A 17,898-nucleotide genomic window follows, 5' to 3' on the forward strand; every position below is an offset into this window, starting at 1 on the left:
CCTCGGGGGGCGGGCGGGGCGTGGGGCTGCTTTCGCCATGAATCGCGGGAGAGCGCTCTCCCCGGCCCCAGGCCTCCCGGGGCACCCGGTACGAGCCCGCGGTACGCCTCAGGCGGAGGCGCGCACCACCAGCCGGGTCGGGGTGATGATCGAGGACACCGCGGGCACGCCGTCCGGGTCGGTCGACGGCTCCAGGGCGTGCAGCAGCAGCTGCGCCATCAGCCGGCCCATCTCCTCGATGTCCTGCCTGATCGTGGTCAGCGGCGGGTCGGTCCACTCCGCCACCGACACCATGTCGTCGAAGCCGACCACCGCCACGTCGTCCGGCACCCGCCGGCCGCGGGCCCGCAGCACCCGCAGCGCGCCCGAGGCCATCACGTCGGAGGCGGCGAAGACCCCGTCGAGGTCAGGAGAGCGCTCCAGCAGCCGCTCCATGGCCCGGGCGCCCCCCTCGGGCGTGAAGTCGCCCTCGGCGATCATCGCGGTGCCGATACCGGGCAGCACGTCGCGGAAGCCGTCGAGCCGGTCGACAGAGGCGGGCTGGTCCAGCGGTCCCGCTATGTGCACGATCCGGCGGCGGCCGAGCGCCAGCAGGCGGCGTACCGCGTCCCGCGCGCCGCCGCGGTTGTCGCAGTCGACGTAGAGGGTGCGGCGCCGGGTGTCCGGGTCGGGCCAGGTGGGACGGCCGCCGATCACCGTGGGCACGCCCGCCTTGCGGGCGATGACCGGCAGCGAGTCGTCGGCGTGCAGCGAGAAGATCAGCGCGCCGTCCACATGCCCGCCGGTCAGATAGCGGCCGACCCGCTCGTGGTCCGCGGCGCCCCCGGTGAGCAGCAGCACCAGCTGGTTGTCGTGCGCGGCCAGCTCCCTGCTGATGCCGCGCACCTGCTGGGCGAAGAAGGGGTCGGTGAAGAACCGGGACTCGGGTTCCGCGACGACCACGGCGATGGCGCCGTTGCGCCGGGTGACCAGGGTGCGGGCCGCCTGGTTGGGCACGTACCCGAGTTCGTCGACCGCCGCGCGCACTCTTTCCGCCAGCGGTCCGCGCACCCCCGCTCCCCCGTTGACCACCCGCGACACGGTGGCTCGCGACACCCCGGCCCGCGCCGCGACGGCTTCGAGCGTGGGGCGGGAGACGGGGGACGGAGCGGACAACGGGGAGTCCTCCTTCGCGCGGCGGAACGCGGGACGGAACGCGGAACGGCATGAGCACCCACGGGAAGCGCGGGCCCCGTGACGGGCGGTGCACAGGCGGTGGCCAGCCACAGCGTATCGGCTCGCCGCCCGCCGTGAGAGCGCTCTCCGAAAGAGGCTGCCGCCCGCTCGGACACCGCGGGAGAGCCGGGCACGGCCGTCGCGGGCAGCCGGGGAGCCAGGTCGGGGGGTTGCCGGGGACCTGCGCGGGAAGCCGCCGGGAGGACGATCCCGCGGTCCGCCGTTACGGTGGGTGAGGGGCCGCGCTCCGGTCGCCGGGCCGTGGCCGGCGGTGGCGCCGCGGGACCGCCGGAAGCATCAAGGACAGCCAAGGCGAGCAAGGGAAGCACCCATGACCCACATCCCCGGTCTCACGCTCAACAACGGCATCGCGATACCGCAACTGGGCTTCGGGACCTACCAGATCGAGCCGCAGGACACCCGGGAGGCGGTGCGCACCGCACTGGACATCGGTTACCGGCACATCGACACCGCGCAGATGTACGGCAACGAGAAGGAGGTCGGCCAGGCCGTCAGGGACTCGGGCCTGCCTCGCGGCGAGGTCTTCGTCACCAGCAAGCTCAACAACGGCCACCACGCCTACGGGGACGCGCTCTCCGCATTCGCCCGCACCCTGGACGACCTCGGGCTCGAATACCTCGACCTCTTCCTCATCCACTGGCCGCTGCCCGAGGTGGGCGACTACGTCGAGACCTGGAAGGCGCTGGAGGAGATCCTGCGCTCGGGCAGGGTCAAGGCCATCGGGGTGTCCAACTTCCAGCCGCACCACGTGGAGCGGCTGCTGGAGGAGACCGGCACCGTCCCCGCGGTCAACCAGATCGAGGTCCATCCGTATCTCACCCAGGACGACGTCCGCGCCTTCGACACCGCCCACGGCATCGCGACCGAGGCGTGGTCGCCGATCGCCCAGGGCAAGGTGCTGGACGACCCGGTGATCACGGCGATCGCCGAGCGGCTCGACCGCACTCCCGCGCAGGTAACGCTGCGCTGGCATCTGCAGCGCGGGGACATCGTCTTCCCCAAGTCCGTGACGCCCGCCCGGGTGGCGGAGAATTTCCGGCTCTTCGACTTCGACCTCACCCAGGACGACGTCGACGCGATCAGCGCGCTGGACCGCGGCGAGCGCACCGGCCCGGACCCGGACACCTTCAACTACGTACCGGGCTGATCCGGCCGTCCGTGCGCCGGCGCGCGCCATGCGCACGCCGGCGCACACGCGCCCCCGTGGATGCGCCCCCGGAATCCCCGCCTCAGCCGGCCGCCGTGCGGAATTCGCCGGAGCCGCGGACCACGAAGCGGGTGAGCAGCACCACCGAGCGCGGCGCCGAGCGGTCGCCCGCGATACGGGAGAAGAGCAGGTTGGCGGCGGTACCGCCGAGCGCCACCGGGTCCTGGCTGACCACGGTCAGCGGCGGGGTGAGCCGTTCGCCGAGCGGCAGGTCGTCGAAGCCGACCAGGGCGAGCGGCGCGGGATGGTCCAGGCCGTCGAGGACGCCGAGAGTGATCAGGTCGTTGCTGGTGAACAGCGCGGTCGGCGGGTCGGGCAGTGTGCGCAGCACGGCGAGTGCGTCCCTGGCCTGCGGGTGGGAGCGCAGTTCGTGCCGGACGAGCGCGGGGTCCTCGGCTATGCCGTGGGCGGCGAGCGCGTCGAGGTAGCCGGCGTAGCGCTCGGCCTGCGTCCAGATGTCGAAGCGGTCGCCGAGGTAGGCGATCCGGGTGTGGCCGTGGCCGAGCAGGTGGGTGACGGCCCGTCCGGCGGCGGCCCGGTTGTCGACGGTGACGGTGTCGACGGCGAGGCCCTTGGCGGGGCGGTCGACACAGACCACCTGCGTACCGCCGTCCATGGGGCGTTTGAGGAAGCCGTGGCTGCCGATGGTGGGGACGATGATCAGGCCGTCCACCTGGCGGGCGGTGAAGGCGGCGATCACCTCGCGTTCGCGCTGCGGCTCGTCGTTGGTGCTGCCGACCAGCACCACATGGCCGCGGCGGTGGGCCTCGTCCTCCACCGAACGGGCCATCAGGGCGTAGAAGGGGTTGGCCAGATCGTCCACGACCAGGCCGATGGTGGAGGTGCCGAGGTTCTTCTGGCGCAGGCTGCGGGCGTTGTCGTTGCGCTGGTAGCCGAGTCTGCGCACCGCCTGGCCGACCCGGGCGGCCGTCTCGGGGGCGACCCCCGCTTCGCCCGCGACGACCCGGGAGACCGTCATGGGACTGACCCCGGCTGCGCGGGCCACGTCCTTCATCGTCGGGCGTTTCACGGGCCTCCTCGTCGCTGTGCAGGCCGGCCGGGCCGGTGACCGGCGGATACCGGTGACCGGCGGCCGGCCGGCTCGTGCGTCGATGATGGCAGGCGGGGCTCCGGGCGGGTGACCGGGCTCCCCGGTTCATAAGGCGGCTTGGCAGAAGAACTTCCTGATGCCGGGCTGGTCCGTGTTCGCCTTGGTGATGGCGACCATGTCGGTGCCGATCCTGGTGGTGACCTTCTTCTTGTCGATCGCGGCGAGCGCCTGGTCGACCCCCTGCCGGCCGAGGGCGCCGACGTCCTGGAGGTCGGCGCCCCGTTCGGCGAAGGCGGCGACGGCGGAGCGGCGCACGGCGGCGCGGTCGAGGACCCCGGGCCGGCCGAGCAGGCCGCCGCGGAAGAGCTCCCGGCCCAGGTGCAGGTCGGCCGCGGCGTCGAGGCCGGGGGCGAGGGCCAGGTCCTGGCAGACGGTCTCGATGCCGTACCGCCTGGCGTCGAGCGGGCCGGCCAGCTCGACGGGGCCGCCGTCGACCAGGATCTGGCCGCCGTCGGGTCGGATGGCGCCTGGCAGGGTTTTGACGAGGCTGCTCTTGCCGGCGCCGCTGTCACCGACCAGGGCGGCGGCCTCGCCCGGGTAGGCGGTGAAGTCGGCGTCCTGGAGCGCCCTGACGTGGCCGAACCGCTTGGTCAGGCCTCGGGCTTCCAGGAGTGGTTGTGCCATCGGCTGTCTCCCAGCGTCGTGGTCACGCGGTGCCTTGGTAACGTTCGCAAACGTTCCGGGATTGTGCGGGCGGGCTGACAGCGTGTCAATACGTCGCGCCAGAGGTCGCCTTGAGCCGACGGCGACGGCAGCTGACCCGGCTTCCCGGTCACCGTGCGGACCCTTGACATCACATCAGGTACACATCAAAATGCTGATTCGCTTGGTAACGTTCACATCCCCCTATGAGCATCCCCCCATGCCCCGAGGCGCTCGCCGTGCGTCATCCGCGGCCCGCCGCCTCCACGAGAAGGTGGTCCTCCGTGCTCCCTCCCGTGCTCAGAAGCAAAACCGCGGGCGCCCTGAGCGCCCTGTTGCTGGCCGCCCTCGGCGTCGGCGGCCTCAGTTCGGCCCCCGCCCATGCCGCCAACGCCAACCTCACGCAGTACGTCGACCCGTTCGTCGGCTCCGACGACAGCAACGCCCCCAACCCGGTCGGCGGCGGCGCGGGCGGCAGCACCTACCCGGGGGCCGTGACGCCCTTCGGCGGCGTGCAGTTCAGCCCCGACACGCCGACCGCCTCGCCGTCGGGCTACCGCTACTCCGACGGGTCGATCGAGGACTTCAGCCTCACCCACTTCGACGGTGCGGGCTGTCCCAACAACGAGGACCTGCCGCTGATGCCGGTCACCGGCGCGATCAGCACCTCCCCCGGCAGCAACTGGACGGGCTACGCGTCGGCGTACACCAAGGCCAACGAGACGGCCGTGCCCGGCTACTACAAGAACCGGCTGGACAAGTACGGCACCGGCGTGGAGCTGACGGCCACCACCCGCACCGGCATGGCGAGGCTGACGTACCCCTCGACCACCAGCGCGAGCCTGCTGATCAACACCGGCCGCAGCGCGACCGGCAACCGCAGCGGCTCGGTGAAGGTCAGCGGCTCGGAGGTGACCGGCAGCGTGACCGCCGGCGGCTTCTGCGGCTCGTCGAAGACCTACCAGATCTACTTCGACATCCGCTTCGACCGCGCCCCCTCGGCCTTCGGCACCTGGAGCGGCGGGACGGTCTCGGCCGGCTCGGCCAGCACCTCGGGCACCAACACCGGCGCCTACGTCACCTTCGACACCACCGGCAGCCAGACCGTGCAGACCAAGATCGGCCTGTCGTACGTGAGCGTGGCGGGCGCCCAGGCCAACCTGACGGCCGAGAACAACGGCTGGGACTTCAACGCGACCCGCACCGCGGCCGACACGTCCTGGAATTCCATGCTCAACCGCGCCCAGGTCACCGGTGGCGCGGCCGCGGACCTCAAGAAGTTCTACACCTCGCTCTACCACGTCTTCCAGAGCCCCAACATCTCCAGCGACGTCAACGGCGACTACCGCGGCTTCGACGGAGCGGTGCACAACTCGACCCGGCCGGTCTACCAGAACTACTCCGGCTGGGACATCTACCGCTCGTGGGCGGCGCTGGTCGCGCTGATCGCACCGACCGAGGCGGCCGACATCGCCAAGTCGATGGTGCTGGACGGCCAGCAGGGCGGACTGCTGCCCAAGTGGTCGCAGCAGACGGCCGAGGACTTCGTGATGACCGGCGACCCCGGGCCGATCATCGTCAGCAGCATGTACGCCTTCGGGGTGCGGGACTTCGACACCGCCGCCGCGCTGTCGCTGATGGAGAAGGCCTCCAACGGCGGTACGGCGCAGGGCTCGCCGATCCGCGGCAATCAGGGCGCATACACCAGCCAGCACTTCCTGAGCGAGCCCTCGGACTCGCTCGAGTACAGCGCGTCGGACTTCGCGGTGGCGCAGTTCGCCAAGGCGCTGGGCAACACCGCCAGTTACACCACGCACATGACCCGCGCCCAGTGGTGGCGCAACACCTACAGCACCGAGTCGGGCTATGTGCAGCCGCGCAACTCCGACGGCAGCTGGTCGTGGCCGCTGAACCCGGCGAGCCCGAGCAACTTCACCGAGGGCAACGCGGCGCAGTACACCTGGATGGTGCCGTACGACTTCGCCGACCTGATCAACGACATGGGCGGTCCCACGACCGCGGCGCAGCGGCTCGACCACCACTTCACCCAGGTCAACGCCGGTCAGAGCCTGCCGTACTACTACATCGGCAACGAGCCGGAGCACGGTGTGCCGTGGGCGTACAACTTCGCCCGAGACCCCGCGGGCACCGCGGACGCGGTCCGCAAGGTGATGACCGAGTCCTTCACCACCGGCGCCGGCGGCCTGCCCGGCAACGACGACCTCGGGGCGACCTCCGCGTGGTACGTGTGGGCGGCGCTCGGGATGTACCCGGCCACCCCCGGCGCGGACACCCTGGCCGTCAACGGCCCGCAGTTCCCCTCGGTGCTGCTCCAGCGGCCCGGCGGCAACATCACCATCAACGCCTCCGGCAGCGGCGGCTACGTGCAGGGCCTGAAGGTCAACGGCGCCGCCACCAGCCACAACTACCTGCGCTACCCGGACCTGGCCGCCGGCGGCACCCTCGACTACACCATGGGCGCGGCGCCGAGCAGCAGTTGGGGCACCGGCGCCTCGGACGTGCCGCCGTCCTTCCAGGACGGGGCCACCGCGGTGCCGGCCGCGCCGAGCCTGGGCACCAACCTGGCGCAGGGCAAGGCGGTCACCGCTTCCACCCCGTGCGGTACGGCGGAGTCCGGTGACAAGGCTGTCGACAACTCGCTCAAGAACAACAGCAAGTGGTGCTCCAAGGCGGCGAACCCGACGCTGACCGTCGACCTCGGGTCGGCGCAGACCGTGGGGTCCTTCGTGGTCAAGCACGCCGGTCTCGGCGGCGAGGACACCAGCTGGAACACCGGCGCCTTCCAGATCCAGACCAGCACCGACAACAGCACCTGGTCCTCCGCGGTATCGGTCACCGGATCACGCTCCAGCCGCACCTACCACACCATCACCCCGCGGCAGGCACGCTACGTCCGGCTGGCGATCTCCGCGCCCACCAACACCGGCGGCGACACCGCGGCCCGTATCTACGAACTGGAGGTCTACGGCCAGTCCACCGGCGCGAGCGCGCACGCCATCACGGGCCTGGCCGGCAAGTGCGTGGACATCGCCAACTCCGGCACCGCCAACGGCACCCATGTGCAGCTGTGGGACTGCAACGGCTCGGGCGCCCAGCAGTGGACCGTCGGCACCGACGGTACGGTGGGCGCCCTCGGCAAGTGCCTGGACGACTCCAACAGCGGCACCGCGGACGGCACCCTGGTCCAGCTGTGGGACTGCAACGGCAGCACTGCGCAGAAGTGGACGGTCAGCGGCAAGCAGTTGATCAACGCCGCGGCCAACAAGTGCCTGGACGTACCGGGTTCGAACTCCGCCAGCGGCACCCAGCTGGACGTCTGGACCTGCAACGGCGGCACCAACCAGCAGTGGTCGGTGAGCTGACCCCCGCCGGCCGGTGAGCGGGGGCCGCGCCCTCACTGCACCAGCTGGGCCTTGCCCAGGGCGATGACCCCGGCCGCGGACACCGTGTACAGCTCACGGTCGCGGTCGGGGTTCACCCCGATGGTGGCGCCCGGCGGCACGTCCACGTTCTTGTCGAGCACCGCGCCGCGGACGATCGCGCCGCGCCCGACCCGTACGTTGTCGTGCAGCACGGAACCCTGCACCACCGCGCCCGCGTCGACCACCACGCCGGGCGACAGCACCGAGCGGGTGACCTGGCCGCGGATCACGCAGCCGGGGCTGATCACCGACTCCCCCACGATGCCGCCGGCCGCGATCTTGGCCGGCGGCAGCTGGCCAGGGTGGGTGTAGATCGGCCAGCGCCGGTTGTAGAGGCTGAAGGCGGGCTGGTCGGAGATCAGGTCCATGTGCGCGTCGTAGTACGCGTCCAGGGTGCCGACGTCCCGCCAGTAGCCGTGGTCGCGGGCGGTCTCGCCCGGCACATGGTTGGTGTCGAAGTCGTAGACCTGCGCGACACCCGCCGCGGTGAGCCGCGGCAGGATGCTGCCGCCCATGTCGTGCACCGACTGCGGGTCCTCGGCGTCCTCGTGCAGCGCGTCGATCAGCGTCTTGGTGGTGAAGAGGTAGTTGCCCATCGAGGCGAACACCTGCGAGGGGTCGCCCGGCAGGCCCGGCGGGTCCGCGGGCTTCTCCAGGAAGCGCTCCACCGAGATGCCGTCCGCGGCCGGCGAGATCACCCCGAAGCCCGAGGCCTCGGTGCGCGGCACCTTGATGCCCGCGACGGTGACGCCGGCTCCGTGCTCGACGTGCTGTTCGAGCATCTGCCGCGGGTCCATCCGGTAGACGTGGTCCGCGCCGAAGACCGCGACGTAGTCGGGCTGCTCGTCGTACACCAGGTTGAGCGACTGCAGGATCGCGTCGGCGCTGCCCAGATACCAGCGCGGGCCGAGCCGCTGCTGGGCGGGCACCGGGGTGACGTAGTTGCCCAGCACGCTGGACATCCGCCAGGTCGTGGTCACATGCCGGTCCAGGGAGTGCGATTTGTACTGGGTCAGCACACAGATCCGCATCATGCCGCCGTTGACCAGGTTGGACAGCACGAAGTCCACCAGGCGGTACGTGCCGCCGAAGGTCACTGCTGGTTTCGCCCGGTCGGTGGTGAGCGGCATCAGCCGTTTACCCGCTCCGCCCGCCAGCACTATGCCCAGCACTGTAGGTCCACCGCGCATCGACGTCCCCCTTGTGTCGTGTTCCGCCCTGCCGCCTGCTGCCTTGCCCGAACTGCCGAACTGTCCCACGGCGGCGGCGCATCTCTACCGCGTCCTGCCCCGGATTTTTCTTTTCCTGCCTCCGCTACCCGGCGGCGAGCACTTTTTCGTAAAGCTCGACCGTACGGCGGGCGACGGTGTCCCAACCGAATTCCCGCACTGCGCGTTCCCGCCCGGCCGCGCCGAGGGCGGCGGCCTGCGCCGGGTCGGCGATCAGCCGGTTGAGCGCGGCGGCGAGTCCGGCCTCGAAGTCCGCCGGGCGCTGCTCGTCGTAGGGCACCAGAAGTCCGGTGTCGCCGTCCTCGACGACCTCGGGGATACCGCCGACTGCGGAGGCGACCACGGCGGTGCCGCAGGCCATCGCCTCCAGGTTGACGATGCCCAGCGGTTCGTAGACCGAGGGACAGGCGAAGACCGCGGCATGGGTGAGCAGCTGGACGACGGCGGGGCGCGGCAGCATCGCCGGGATCCAGTGCACACCGTCGCGCACCGCGTTCAGCTCGTCGAACAGCGCGCGGAATTCGCGGTCCAGCGCAGGGGTGTCGGGGGCGCCGGCGCACAGCACCAGCTGCGCCGCCGGGTCGAGCTCCCTGGCCGCCCGCAGCAGGTGCGGTACGCCCTTCTGCCGGGTGATGCGGCCGACGAAGAGCACATAGGGGCGGTCGGGGTCGATGCCGATCCTGCGCAGCACATCGGTGCGCTCGTCGGGGCGGTAGGTGGCGGTGTCGATGCCGTTGCGTATGACGTGGACGCGCTCGGGGGTGAGCGCGGGATAGCAGGACAGGATGTCGCGGCGCATCCCGTCGGAGACCGCGACCACCGCGTCGGCGGACTCCATCGCCGTCTGCTCCGCCCAGCTCGACAGTGCGTAGCCGCCGCCGAGCTGTTCGGCCTTCCAGGGCCGCAGCGGTTCCAGGGAGTGGGCGGTGAGGATGTGCGGGACGCCGTAGAGCAGCTTGCTGATGTGCCCGGCCAGATTGGCGTACCAGGTGTGGGAGTGCACCAGGTCGCGGCCCTGGAGGGCGGCGGCCATCGCCAGATCGACGGAGAAGGTGCGCAGCGCGTCGTTGGCGCCGTCGAGGGACGTCGGCGCGCGGTGCCTGACCACGCCGTCCTCGGCTGCGGCGTCGCCCCAGCAGTGCACCTCGACATCGACCAGCGCGCGCAACTCCCGCGCCAGGAATTCCACGTGGACCCCGGCTCCGCCGTACACATCCGGCGGATACTCCCGAGTCAGCAGCCCGACCTTCACCAGCACCCTCTCCCGCCTTCGAACACTCGCGTGCCTGTTGCCTTCCCCGATCAGCGGCCGGCTACCGCGCGGAAACGCTCGGAACCAGGGCCACTACCGGGATGATCCGGTCGGTCTTCTCCTGGTAGTCGGCGAAACCGGGGTAGAGCGCCGCCTGCTCGGCGTATTTGCGGTCCCGCTCCTCACCGGTCAGCACCTCGGCGCGGACCGGGATCGTCTCGTCGCCGACCTCGATCTCGACGTCGGGGTGCGCGACGAGGTTGTGGTACCAGGCGGGATTCTCCGGGGCGCCGCCCTTGGAGGCGAACACCAGATAACGGTCGCCGTCGCGCAGGTACATCATCGGTTTGACGATCTTCCGTCCGCTGCGGGCTCCCGTGTTGTGCAGAAGAAGCAGCGGGGCTCCCTCGAAATTTCCGCCGACCTTCCCGTGGTTGGCACGGAATTCGGCCACAATCCGCGCGTTGAAGTCCTCGGCCTCACTCATGTACTGCTCCCTTAGTCCGTGATGGCTGATGTGGTGTCAGCCTATCGAAGCGACTGCTGGGACCCGCCGGGCTCACCCGCGGCGACCACCGGTCGCCGTGAGCGACCGGCGCGGCGGCCCGATGAAGCACACGGCCGCCGCTACGGCGGCAATTCGGCGGATCTGCCCCAGTCGGACCGCCGGTGGATTGACGCTTTATGGACGGCTGCGAGGGTCGGAGCCCGGGCACACACAGGAGAGACAAGACCGTGAGGACCAACACCCCACCGACCGCACCCGTCCCGCTGCGCGCCGGGGCGCGGGTGGCGTTGGCACTGGCGAGGGAAGAAATGATGCAGGAATACCACCGGTGGGAGACCGACCCGGCGACCGTCGTCGGCTTCGGCGCCCGCTGGCCGGTGTCCTGGGAGGTCTTCCGGGACCGCTTCCGCACCAGCCACACATCGGCTCACTACCAACTCTTCGAGGTGATCACCACACCGGACGCAATCCCGGTGGGTACCACCGCCCTCAGCGTCGACATGTCCGTCAACAGCGCCGAGTTCACCCTGGTGATCGCCCCCGAGCAGCGCGGCCGCGGCTATGCGGCGGAGGCCACCGCGCTGACCCTCGAATGGGCGTTCACGATCGCCTCGCTCAACTCGGTGTGGCTCGAAGTGCCGGCGCCCCACACCCCCGCGGTGAACGCGTACCTCAAGGCCGGGTTCCGGGCGGCCGGGCGGTTGCGCAGTGCCGCACTGTGGCACGGCCGGCGGGTCGACAAACTGCTGTTCGACTGCATGCCGGACGACCTCGCAGACCCGACGACATGACAAAGAGAAGTGACGACCTCGCAGAGAAGAGGTGACCACCATGTCCTGCCCCGACGTGAACTGCCGCAAGGGCGGCTGCACGACCGACCCGGGCCGAGGCCGGCCCGCCGGCAACGGTGACGCGAAGCGCTGATCACAAGCCATCCCCCCACATTCCTCGTTTTTGGGCACGAGTCAGCACGAACCAGCTCGAATCTCATCAACTCGCATGAATTCGTCACGATCCGGCACGACTTGGACCGCCGGGCGGTCGCGGTGGCGCAGCCCACGGGACCCGTCCGGCCGTCCGCCGGCACGAAGCCCTCGCTCAACCGGTTAAGCGGGGGCTTCTGCGCGGCTCCCGCAGGACGTACGGTATGGGTGATCGACCACCGCCCAGCCGCGAAGGACTACCGATGGCCCTCTTCGACCTGCCGCTCGACCAGCTCCGCGCCCGTCGCAGCGGTTCCGTCGAGCCGGCCGACTTCGACCAGTTCTGGACCGACACACTCGGCCAGGCACGGCAGTACGAGCTCGACGCCCGATTCGAGAGGGTATCGACCGGCCTTACGACGGTGGATTCCTATGACGTGACCTTCGCGGGCTTCGGCGGCCACCCGGTCAAGGGCTGGTTCACCGTACCGGCGGGCACGAGCGAGCCGCTGCCGGTCGTGGTGGAATTCATCGGCTACGGCGGCGGCCGCGGCCTGGCGCACACCCACCTGTTGTGGGCGTCGGCGGGTTACGCGCACTTCGTGATGGACACCCGCGGCCAGGGCAGCGGGTGGTCGACCGGCGACACCGAGGACCCGGTGGGCAGCAGCCCCGCCTCCCCCGGTTTCCTGACCCGCGGCATCGACGACCCGTACGACTTCTACTACCGCAGGGTCTTCACCGACGCCGTGCGCGCGGTGGAGGCCGCCCGCTCCCACCCGCTGGCCGACCCGGCCCGTACCGTGGCCGCGGGCATCAGCCAGGGCGGCGGCATCACGGTGGCGGTCGGCGGCCTGGTGTCCGACTTGGCAGCAATTGCCCCCGATGTACCTTTCTTGTGCGACTTCCCGCGGGCCATCACCCTCACCGACGCCCTCCCCTACCGCGAGGTGGGCAAATACCTGTCGGTCCACCGCGACCGCAAGGTCCGGGTGCTGGACACCCTGGCGTACTTCGACGGCGTCCACTTCGCCGCCCGCGGCCGGGCGCCCGCGCTGTTCTCCACCGCGCTGGAGGACGAGACCTGCCCGCCCTCCACCGTCTTCGCCGCCTTCAACGCCTACGCGGGCGAGGACAAGCAGATCGAGGTCTACGACTTCAACGGCCACGAGGGCGGCGGCCCGCACCAGCAGGTCGAGCAGCTGCGGTGGCTGCCGGGAAAGCTCGCCCAGAACAAAACCCGAAACAAAAATGCATAGGATGCGAAAGCCGGGGAAGACGGTCGGCACCAGTCGTACGAGTGCGAGGCGATGACGTGACCCCAACAGTTGAGCAGACGGAATGCACGGGCAGGTCGGCGATGGCGACGCGCGTGGTGCCGCAGGACGCACGGTGGCCGAGCGGACCGGAAGCCACAACCGGCGGGCTGCCGTTGATCGACGATGCGACGGCCGTGGCGCCGCAGGACGCGCGGACCCTGTCGAAGATGTTCTTCGACCGCCTCCAGGAAATGGAGGAGGGCACCGCGGCCTACAGCTACGCACGCAACACGTTGATCGAGATGAACCTGTCGCTGGTGCGCTTCGCCGCCGGGCGCTACCGCAACCGGCCGGCGACCGACCTCGAGGAGATCGTGCAGGTCGGCACGATCGGCCTGATCAAGGCGATCGACCGGTTCGACCTCTCCCGTGAGACGGAGTTCACCACTTTCGCGGTGCCGTACATCGTCGGGGAGATGAAGCGCTTCTTCCGCGACACCAGCTGGGCGGTGCATGTGCCGCGCCGCCTGCAGGAGCTGCGGGTGGAGCTGAGCAAGGCCAAGGAGACGCTCGCGCTTGAGCTGGACCGCGACCCGACGGTGGCGGAGCTGGCCGCGCACCTGGAGCTGTCCGAGCAGGAGGTCATCGAGGGTCTGGTGGCCGCCAACGGCTACACCGCGGGCTCCATCGACATCCCCTACAGCGACGGCGACGGCGACGGCGAGGGCCGCTCCCTCGGCGAGACCGTCGGCGAGTGCGACCCGGCGCTCGACCTTTTCGAGGACTTCCACACCCTGGCCCCGCTGATCGAGAAGCTGCCCGAGCGCGACCGGCTGCTGCTGCGGCTGCGGTTCGGCGAGGAGCTCACCCAGGCGCAGATCGGTGAGCAGCTGGGCTGCTCGCAGATGCACGTGTCGCGGCTGCTCAGCCGTATCGTCACCAAGCTGCGCTCGGGACTGATGACCGAGGACTGACCGCGGCCGTCACCGCCCGCGGGGGGGGGGGGGGGGGGGGGGGGGGGGGGGGGGGGGGGGGGGGGGGGGGGGGGGGGGGGGGGGGGGGGGGGGGGGGGGGGGGGGGGGGGGGGGGGGGGNCCCCCCCCCCCCCCCCCCCCCCCCCCCCCCCCCCCCCCCCCCCCCCCCCCCCCCCCCCCCCCCCCCCCCCCCCCCCCCCCCCCCCCCCCCCCCCCCCCCCGCTTCGTGCGTGGGAGGACGGGGACGTACGGGTCAGGACGGTGTGACGTCGGCCCGGTCCAGGGCGATGTTGGTACCGCCGCTGGCGCCGTTGCGCTGTCCGGTGTTGGTGATCGTCAGGGTGTGCGGCCCCGCGGTCAGCTGCGGGCTGGTCCACACCACGCCCGAGGCGTTGCGGCTCGCCGCGTAGTTGTCGACGGCGACCGGCGCGCCGCCGTCCACGGACAGGGACATGATCCCCTGGTCGGTGTCGCGCACCGCGTGCAGGGCGACCCGGGTGCCGCGGAAGGTGAAGGTCGCCACCGCGCCGCCGGTGAAGGACCAGTTCGCGGTCTGCTGGTACATGTCGCTGACGCCGTTCGTGACGCCCCAGTTCGCGCCGTAGCCGAAGTGGTCCAGGTCGGCGGTATCGGTATCGGTGCCGTCCACCACCACGGTCGGGTCGACCGGGCCGCTGCTGCCGTTGCCCGGGGTGAGGGTGACGGTGTAGGCGTCGGAGCCGCTGGTGCGGGTGACCGGCACGTGCAGGGCGCCGCCGGACGGGGTCACGTCGCCGTCGAAGACGGTGACGGGCGCGTCGAGCGGGCTCTGGTCGGGGATGCGCTGGACGGTGGCGTGCACCGCGTTGTTGTTGATCAGCCAGGAGGCCGCCGACAGGTTCCGCACGGTGACGGTGGTGGTGCCGCCCTGGCCCGAGTTGTTGCCGAGCAGCGCCAGCACCTGGTGGGCGGCCGGGTCGGAGCCCGCGGCGACGGCGGCACCGCCGCTGCCGGTGGTGCCGAGCAGCCGGCCGCTGAGCCGCGCGTACGCCTGGTAGACCCACCACTGACCGGTGCGCTGCCCGCCGACGAGCAGCGAGTCCAGGGTGCCCGCGCCGCAGCAGTCCGACCAGATCGCGTGGGCGGCGGCGGTGACGCCTGAGGCGGAGAGCCGGTCGAGGAACCACGCGGTGTAGGCGGAGTTCTGCTGCTGCGAGAAGAGGTACTCGTTGATGGTCAGCGGCAGCGGGGCGATGCCGTGCGCGGACTCCAGGGCCCGCGCGTCGGCGGCGTCGGCGGCCGGGTCGTCGCCGAAGTGCCAGTTGAGCACGTTCGGCAGGGTGTTGTCGGCCTTGGCCTGCCCGAGCCAGGAGTCGAGCCAGCCGTGGTTGTAGCCGCTGTAGGAGGGGCCGGCGATCTGCGCGGACGGCACCAGGCGGCGGATCTCCCGGACCGCGGTGTCCCACATCCGGTAGTACTGGGCGCTGTTGACGCCGCGCTGCCAGAAGCCGGTACCGTCCGGCTCGTTCCATATGTCGTACGCGACCGGTACGCCGGACGCCTGCACGTCGGCGACCAGCTTGTCGATGAAGGCGGTCCAGTTGGAGCAGTCGCCGTTGTCGCAGGGGTAGACGGTGTTCGCCGGCTGGGTGGTGTCGGCACCCCAGACGTCGGAGACCAGCAGGTGGTAGGTCGCGTGGTAGGGCGCCGCGGTGACCCGGCGGGCCTGGGACAGCGCCGAGTTGATCCGTATCCGGTAGCCGGATCCCGCGGTGTAGCCGTCGCCGAGCCAGCCGCCGCCGGCGATCCGGGCGCCGCCGCCGCGGAAGAGCGCGGGCTTGAGCGGCTGGAGCAGGCTGTCGGCGGGCGCGGAGCCGTCCTGGCTGAGGCCGTAGAGGAAGCCGGAGCCGACCGCGGTGGGGGCTGCGCCCTGGGTTGCCAGGTCGATGGTGACCTCGGAGTCCGCGGCTGCCGCGGGCACCGGGCTGAGGGCCGCCGCGGCCAGGGCGGCGGCGCCGAGCGCGGCGAGCACGGGCAGCGTCCGGGGGCGCCGTCCGTGGCGTGCGGCGGACTTCCCTGTCGTGGTGCGTTTCATCGTGTCTCCCTGAGGGGGGTGAAGGGATCGGCGTGGTCGCGGAGGAAGAGCGGGACGGTGTCCAGCGGGGCGGCGGCGGTCACCCACCGCCCGCCCCGGTGGACGGTGCCGGCGGCGAGGTCCTTCCATTCGGCGCCGGCCGGCAGGTAGACCCGGCGCTCGGTGGCGCCCGGCCGCAGGACCGGGGCCACCAGCAGGTCCCGGCCGCACAGGAACTGGTCGTCGATGTCCCAGCCGGCCGCGTCGGCGGGGAATTCCAGCAGCAGCGGGCGGATCAGCGGCAGCCCGTCGGCGCGGCCGGCCGCGAGCTGCTCGTGCAGGTACGGGCGCAGGCGTTCGCGCAGGTGCAGGGCGGCGGTCATGGCGGCCTGCGCCCGCTCGCCGTACGACCAGATCTCGTTGGGGCCGCCGCCGACGCCGATCGGGCCGTGGAAGACCCGCGGTTCGCGGTGGCCGTGCAGCCGCAGCAGCGGGCAGAAGGCGGCGAACTGGAACCAGCGGACCATCAGTTCGCGGTAGTGATCGTCGTCCGGGTCGCCGCCGTGGAAGCCGCCGATGTCGGTGGTCCACCACGGGATGCCGCTCAGGGCGACGTTGAGGCCGGCGCGTATCGAGTCGGCGAGCGCGTCGAAGGTCGCGGGGATGTCGCCCGACCACAGGGCGGCGCCGTAGCGCTGCGATCCGGCCCAGGCAGATCTGACCAGCGACAGCACCTCGGTCTCGCCCTGCGCGGTGAGGTGTTCGTGGATGCCGCGGGCGTGCTCGCGCGGGTAGAGGTTGGCGACCTCGGAGCCGCTGCCCGCCGCGTAGTCGAGGTTGTGCGGGTGTCCCGGGCGCATCTCGGGCTCGCAGGCGTCCAGCCAGAAGGCGCGGATGCCCAGTTTGTAGTAGTTCTCCTGGAGGCGGTCCCACAGGGCGGCCCTGGCCGCCGGGTCGGTGGCGTCGTAGAAGGCGACGCCGATGCCCTCGGGCGCCTCCTCGGTGTCGGGCCAGTCGGCGTGCACGGTCGCCCCGCTGTAGGTGGCCACCAGCTGTCCGGCGTCGCGGAGCGCGGCGTAGCCCTCGGACAGCGGGCTCACCGAGGGCCAGACCGAGACCGCCACCTCGACGCCCAGCGCGCGCAGTTCGCCGACCATGCCGCGCGGGTCGGGCCAGTCGCGGCGGTCGAAGTCCCAGTCGCCGAGGTTGCGCCAGTGCAGGTAGTCGATGACGATCACCGACAGCGGCAGGCCGCGTCGGGCGTACTCGTGGGCCACGTCGAGGACTTCGGCCTGGTTGCGGTAGCGCAGCTTGCTCTGCCACAGGCCCGAGGCCCAGCGCGGGAAGGCCGGGGCGTGGCCTGTGGCGTCGGCGTAGTGGCCGAGGATGTCGGCGGGGGTGCGGCCGGCGGTGAGCCAGTAGTCGAGCTGCCTGGCCCGGTCGGCGACCCAGCGGGTGCCGTTCACGGCGAATTCCACCCGGCCGACGGCGGGGCTGTTCCACAGGAAGCCGTAGCCGCGGCTGGAGACCGCGAAGGGGATGGACACCTCCCCGTTGCGCTGCTGGAGTTCGAGCACCGTGCCCTTCTGGTCGAAGCGGCCGTGGCCGTGCTGGCCCAGGCCGTGGATGCGCTCGCCGTCGTAGGCGGCGAAGCGCTGCTCGATACGGTGCAGGCCGCCGCCGGCCGACTCGAAGTGCCGGGCGCCGGGCCACCAGAAGTGCGGCGGCTCCTCGCGCAGCAGTTCCTCGCCGGTGTCGGTGCGGGTCGCGGTGACCAGACCGTCGGCGGCGCCGACGGTGATCCGCAGCAGCCCGTTGGTGAGGGCGGCGTGGGTGTCGTGGATCTCCACGGCGGCGTCCGCGGCTGTCGCGGCCCCGGGGTCGAGCGCGCCGGGCAGGCCGACGGCGACCCGGTGGACGCCGGCCCGCACCCGGACGCTGTCGGGACCCCACGGCTGGATCTCCAGCACGTGGTGGCCGTGTCGCCACCGCAGGAGGTTCGGGAGCTGGGTGAAGGCGGACGGCAAGGTCTTTCTCCTCGGTTCGTGGTACGGACGTACGG

The 17,898-nt window shown here is 71.6% G+C and carries 13 protein-coding genes; 5 read left to right on the forward strand and 8 right to left on the reverse strand.

The window, feature by feature from the left end; all coding sequences use genetic code 11:
• Positions 1 to 108: 108 nt before the first annotated feature.
• Complete coding sequence (locus V7E46_RS11895) at positions 109 to 1,155, reverse strand: LacI family DNA-binding transcriptional regulator (protein WP_329171859.1); 1,047 nt, start codon at positions 1,153 to 1,155, stop codon at positions 109 to 111.
• Positions 1,156 to 1,546: 391 nt separating this feature from the next.
• Between V7E46_RS11895 and V7E46_RS11900 the strand changes: the two genes are divergently transcribed.
• On the forward strand, positions 1,547 to 2,383 hold the full coding sequence (locus V7E46_RS11900) for an aldo/keto reductase (protein WP_333768389.1): 837 nt from the start codon (positions 1,547 to 1,549) through the stop codon (positions 2,381 to 2,383).
• Between the two features lie 82 nt (positions 2,384 to 2,465).
• Here the strand turns inward: V7E46_RS11900 and V7E46_RS11905 are convergent, their stop codons facing one another.
• Both V7E46_RS11905 and V7E46_RS11910 read right to left on the reverse strand, forming a co-directional pair.
• Positions 2,466 to 3,473, reverse strand: a complete 1,008-nt coding sequence (locus V7E46_RS11905; RefSeq protein WP_333768390.1) for a LacI family DNA-binding transcriptional regulator — start codon at positions 3,471 to 3,473, stop codon at positions 2,466 to 2,468.
• A 126-nt stretch (positions 3,474 to 3,599) separates the two neighbouring features.
• Complete coding sequence (locus tag V7E46_RS11910) at positions 3,600 to 4,178, reverse strand: ATP-binding cassette domain-containing protein (protein WP_333768391.1); 579 nt, start codon at positions 4,176 to 4,178, stop codon at positions 3,600 to 3,602.
• 314 nt (positions 4,179 to 4,492) lie between these two features.
• Here V7E46_RS11910 and V7E46_RS11915 point away from each other — a divergent pair, with 314 nt between their 5' ends.
• Positions 4,493 to 7,579, forward strand: coding sequence for a GH92 family glycosyl hydrolase (locus tag V7E46_RS11915; RefSeq protein ID WP_333768392.1), 3,087 nt, complete (start codon positions 4,493 to 4,495; stop codon positions 7,577 to 7,579).
• A gap of 32 nt (positions 7,580 to 7,611) precedes the next feature.
• Here the strand turns inward: V7E46_RS11915 and glgC are convergent, their stop codons facing one another.
• From glgC to V7E46_RS11930, 3 genes are all read right to left on the reverse strand, one after another.
• Positions 7,612 to 8,829: a glucose-1-phosphate adenylyltransferase gene (glgC, locus tag V7E46_RS11920; protein WP_333768393.1), complete on the reverse strand. Its 1,218-nt coding sequence runs from the start codon at positions 8,827 to 8,829 to the stop codon at positions 7,612 to 7,614.
• 124 nt (positions 8,830 to 8,953) lie between these two features.
• Positions 8,954 to 10,120 (reverse strand): glycogen synthase, encoded by a 1,167-nt coding sequence (glgA, locus tag V7E46_RS11925; RefSeq protein ID WP_333768421.1) that lies wholly within the window; start codon positions 10,118 to 10,120, stop codon positions 8,954 to 8,956.
• Positions 10,121 to 10,181: 61 nt separating this feature from the next.
• A complete protein-coding gene (locus V7E46_RS11930; protein ID WP_333768394.1) occupies positions 10,182 to 10,607 on the reverse strand; it encodes a nitroreductase family deazaflavin-dependent oxidoreductase in 426 nt (141 codons plus the stop codon).
• Positions 10,608 to 10,855: 248 nt separating this feature from the next.
• Here V7E46_RS11930 and V7E46_RS11935 point away from each other — a divergent pair, with 248 nt between their 5' ends.
• From V7E46_RS11935 to V7E46_RS11945, 3 genes are all read left to right on the forward strand, one after another.
• Positions 10,856 to 11,419: a GNAT family N-acetyltransferase gene (locus tag V7E46_RS11935; RefSeq protein WP_333768395.1), complete on the forward strand. Its 564-nt coding sequence runs from the start codon at positions 10,856 to 10,858 to the stop codon at positions 11,417 to 11,419.
• A gap of 395 nt (positions 11,420 to 11,814) precedes the next feature.
• Positions 11,815 to 12,810 carry an acetylxylan esterase gene (locus V7E46_RS11940; protein WP_333768396.1) on the forward strand — a complete coding sequence of 332 codons (996 nt, stop codon included), beginning with the start codon at positions 11,815 to 11,817 and terminating at the stop codon, positions 12,808 to 12,810.
• 101 nt (positions 12,811 to 12,911) lie between these two features.
• Complete coding sequence (locus V7E46_RS11945; protein WP_329171878.1) at positions 12,912 to 13,784, forward strand: SigB/SigF/SigG family RNA polymerase sigma factor; 873 nt, start codon at positions 12,912 to 12,914, stop codon at positions 13,782 to 13,784.
• Positions 13,785 to 14,036: 252 nt separating this feature from the next.
• Here the strand turns inward: V7E46_RS11945 and V7E46_RS11950 are convergent, their stop codons facing one another.
• Together V7E46_RS11950 and V7E46_RS11955 are read right to left on the reverse strand one after the other, a co-directional pair.
• On the reverse strand, positions 14,037 to 15,857 hold the full coding sequence (locus V7E46_RS11950) for a beta-xylosidase (protein WP_333768397.1): 1,821 nt from the start codon (positions 15,855 to 15,857) through the stop codon (positions 14,037 to 14,039).
• Positions 15,854 to 17,863 carry a glycoside hydrolase family 31 protein gene (locus V7E46_RS11955; protein WP_333768398.1) on the reverse strand — a complete coding sequence of 670 codons (2,010 nt, stop codon included), beginning with the start codon at positions 17,861 to 17,863 and terminating at the stop codon, positions 15,854 to 15,856. Before V7E46_RS11955 ends, V7E46_RS11950 begins: the two co-directional genes overlap by 4 nt.
• Between the last annotated feature and the right edge of the window lie 35 nt (positions 17,864 to 17,898).

This window comes from Streptomyces sp. IBSBF 2435, assembly GCF_036815005.1.
In the GTDB taxonomy this organism is placed as follows: Bacteria; Actinomycetota; Actinomycetes; order Streptomycetales; family Streptomycetaceae; genus Actinacidiphila.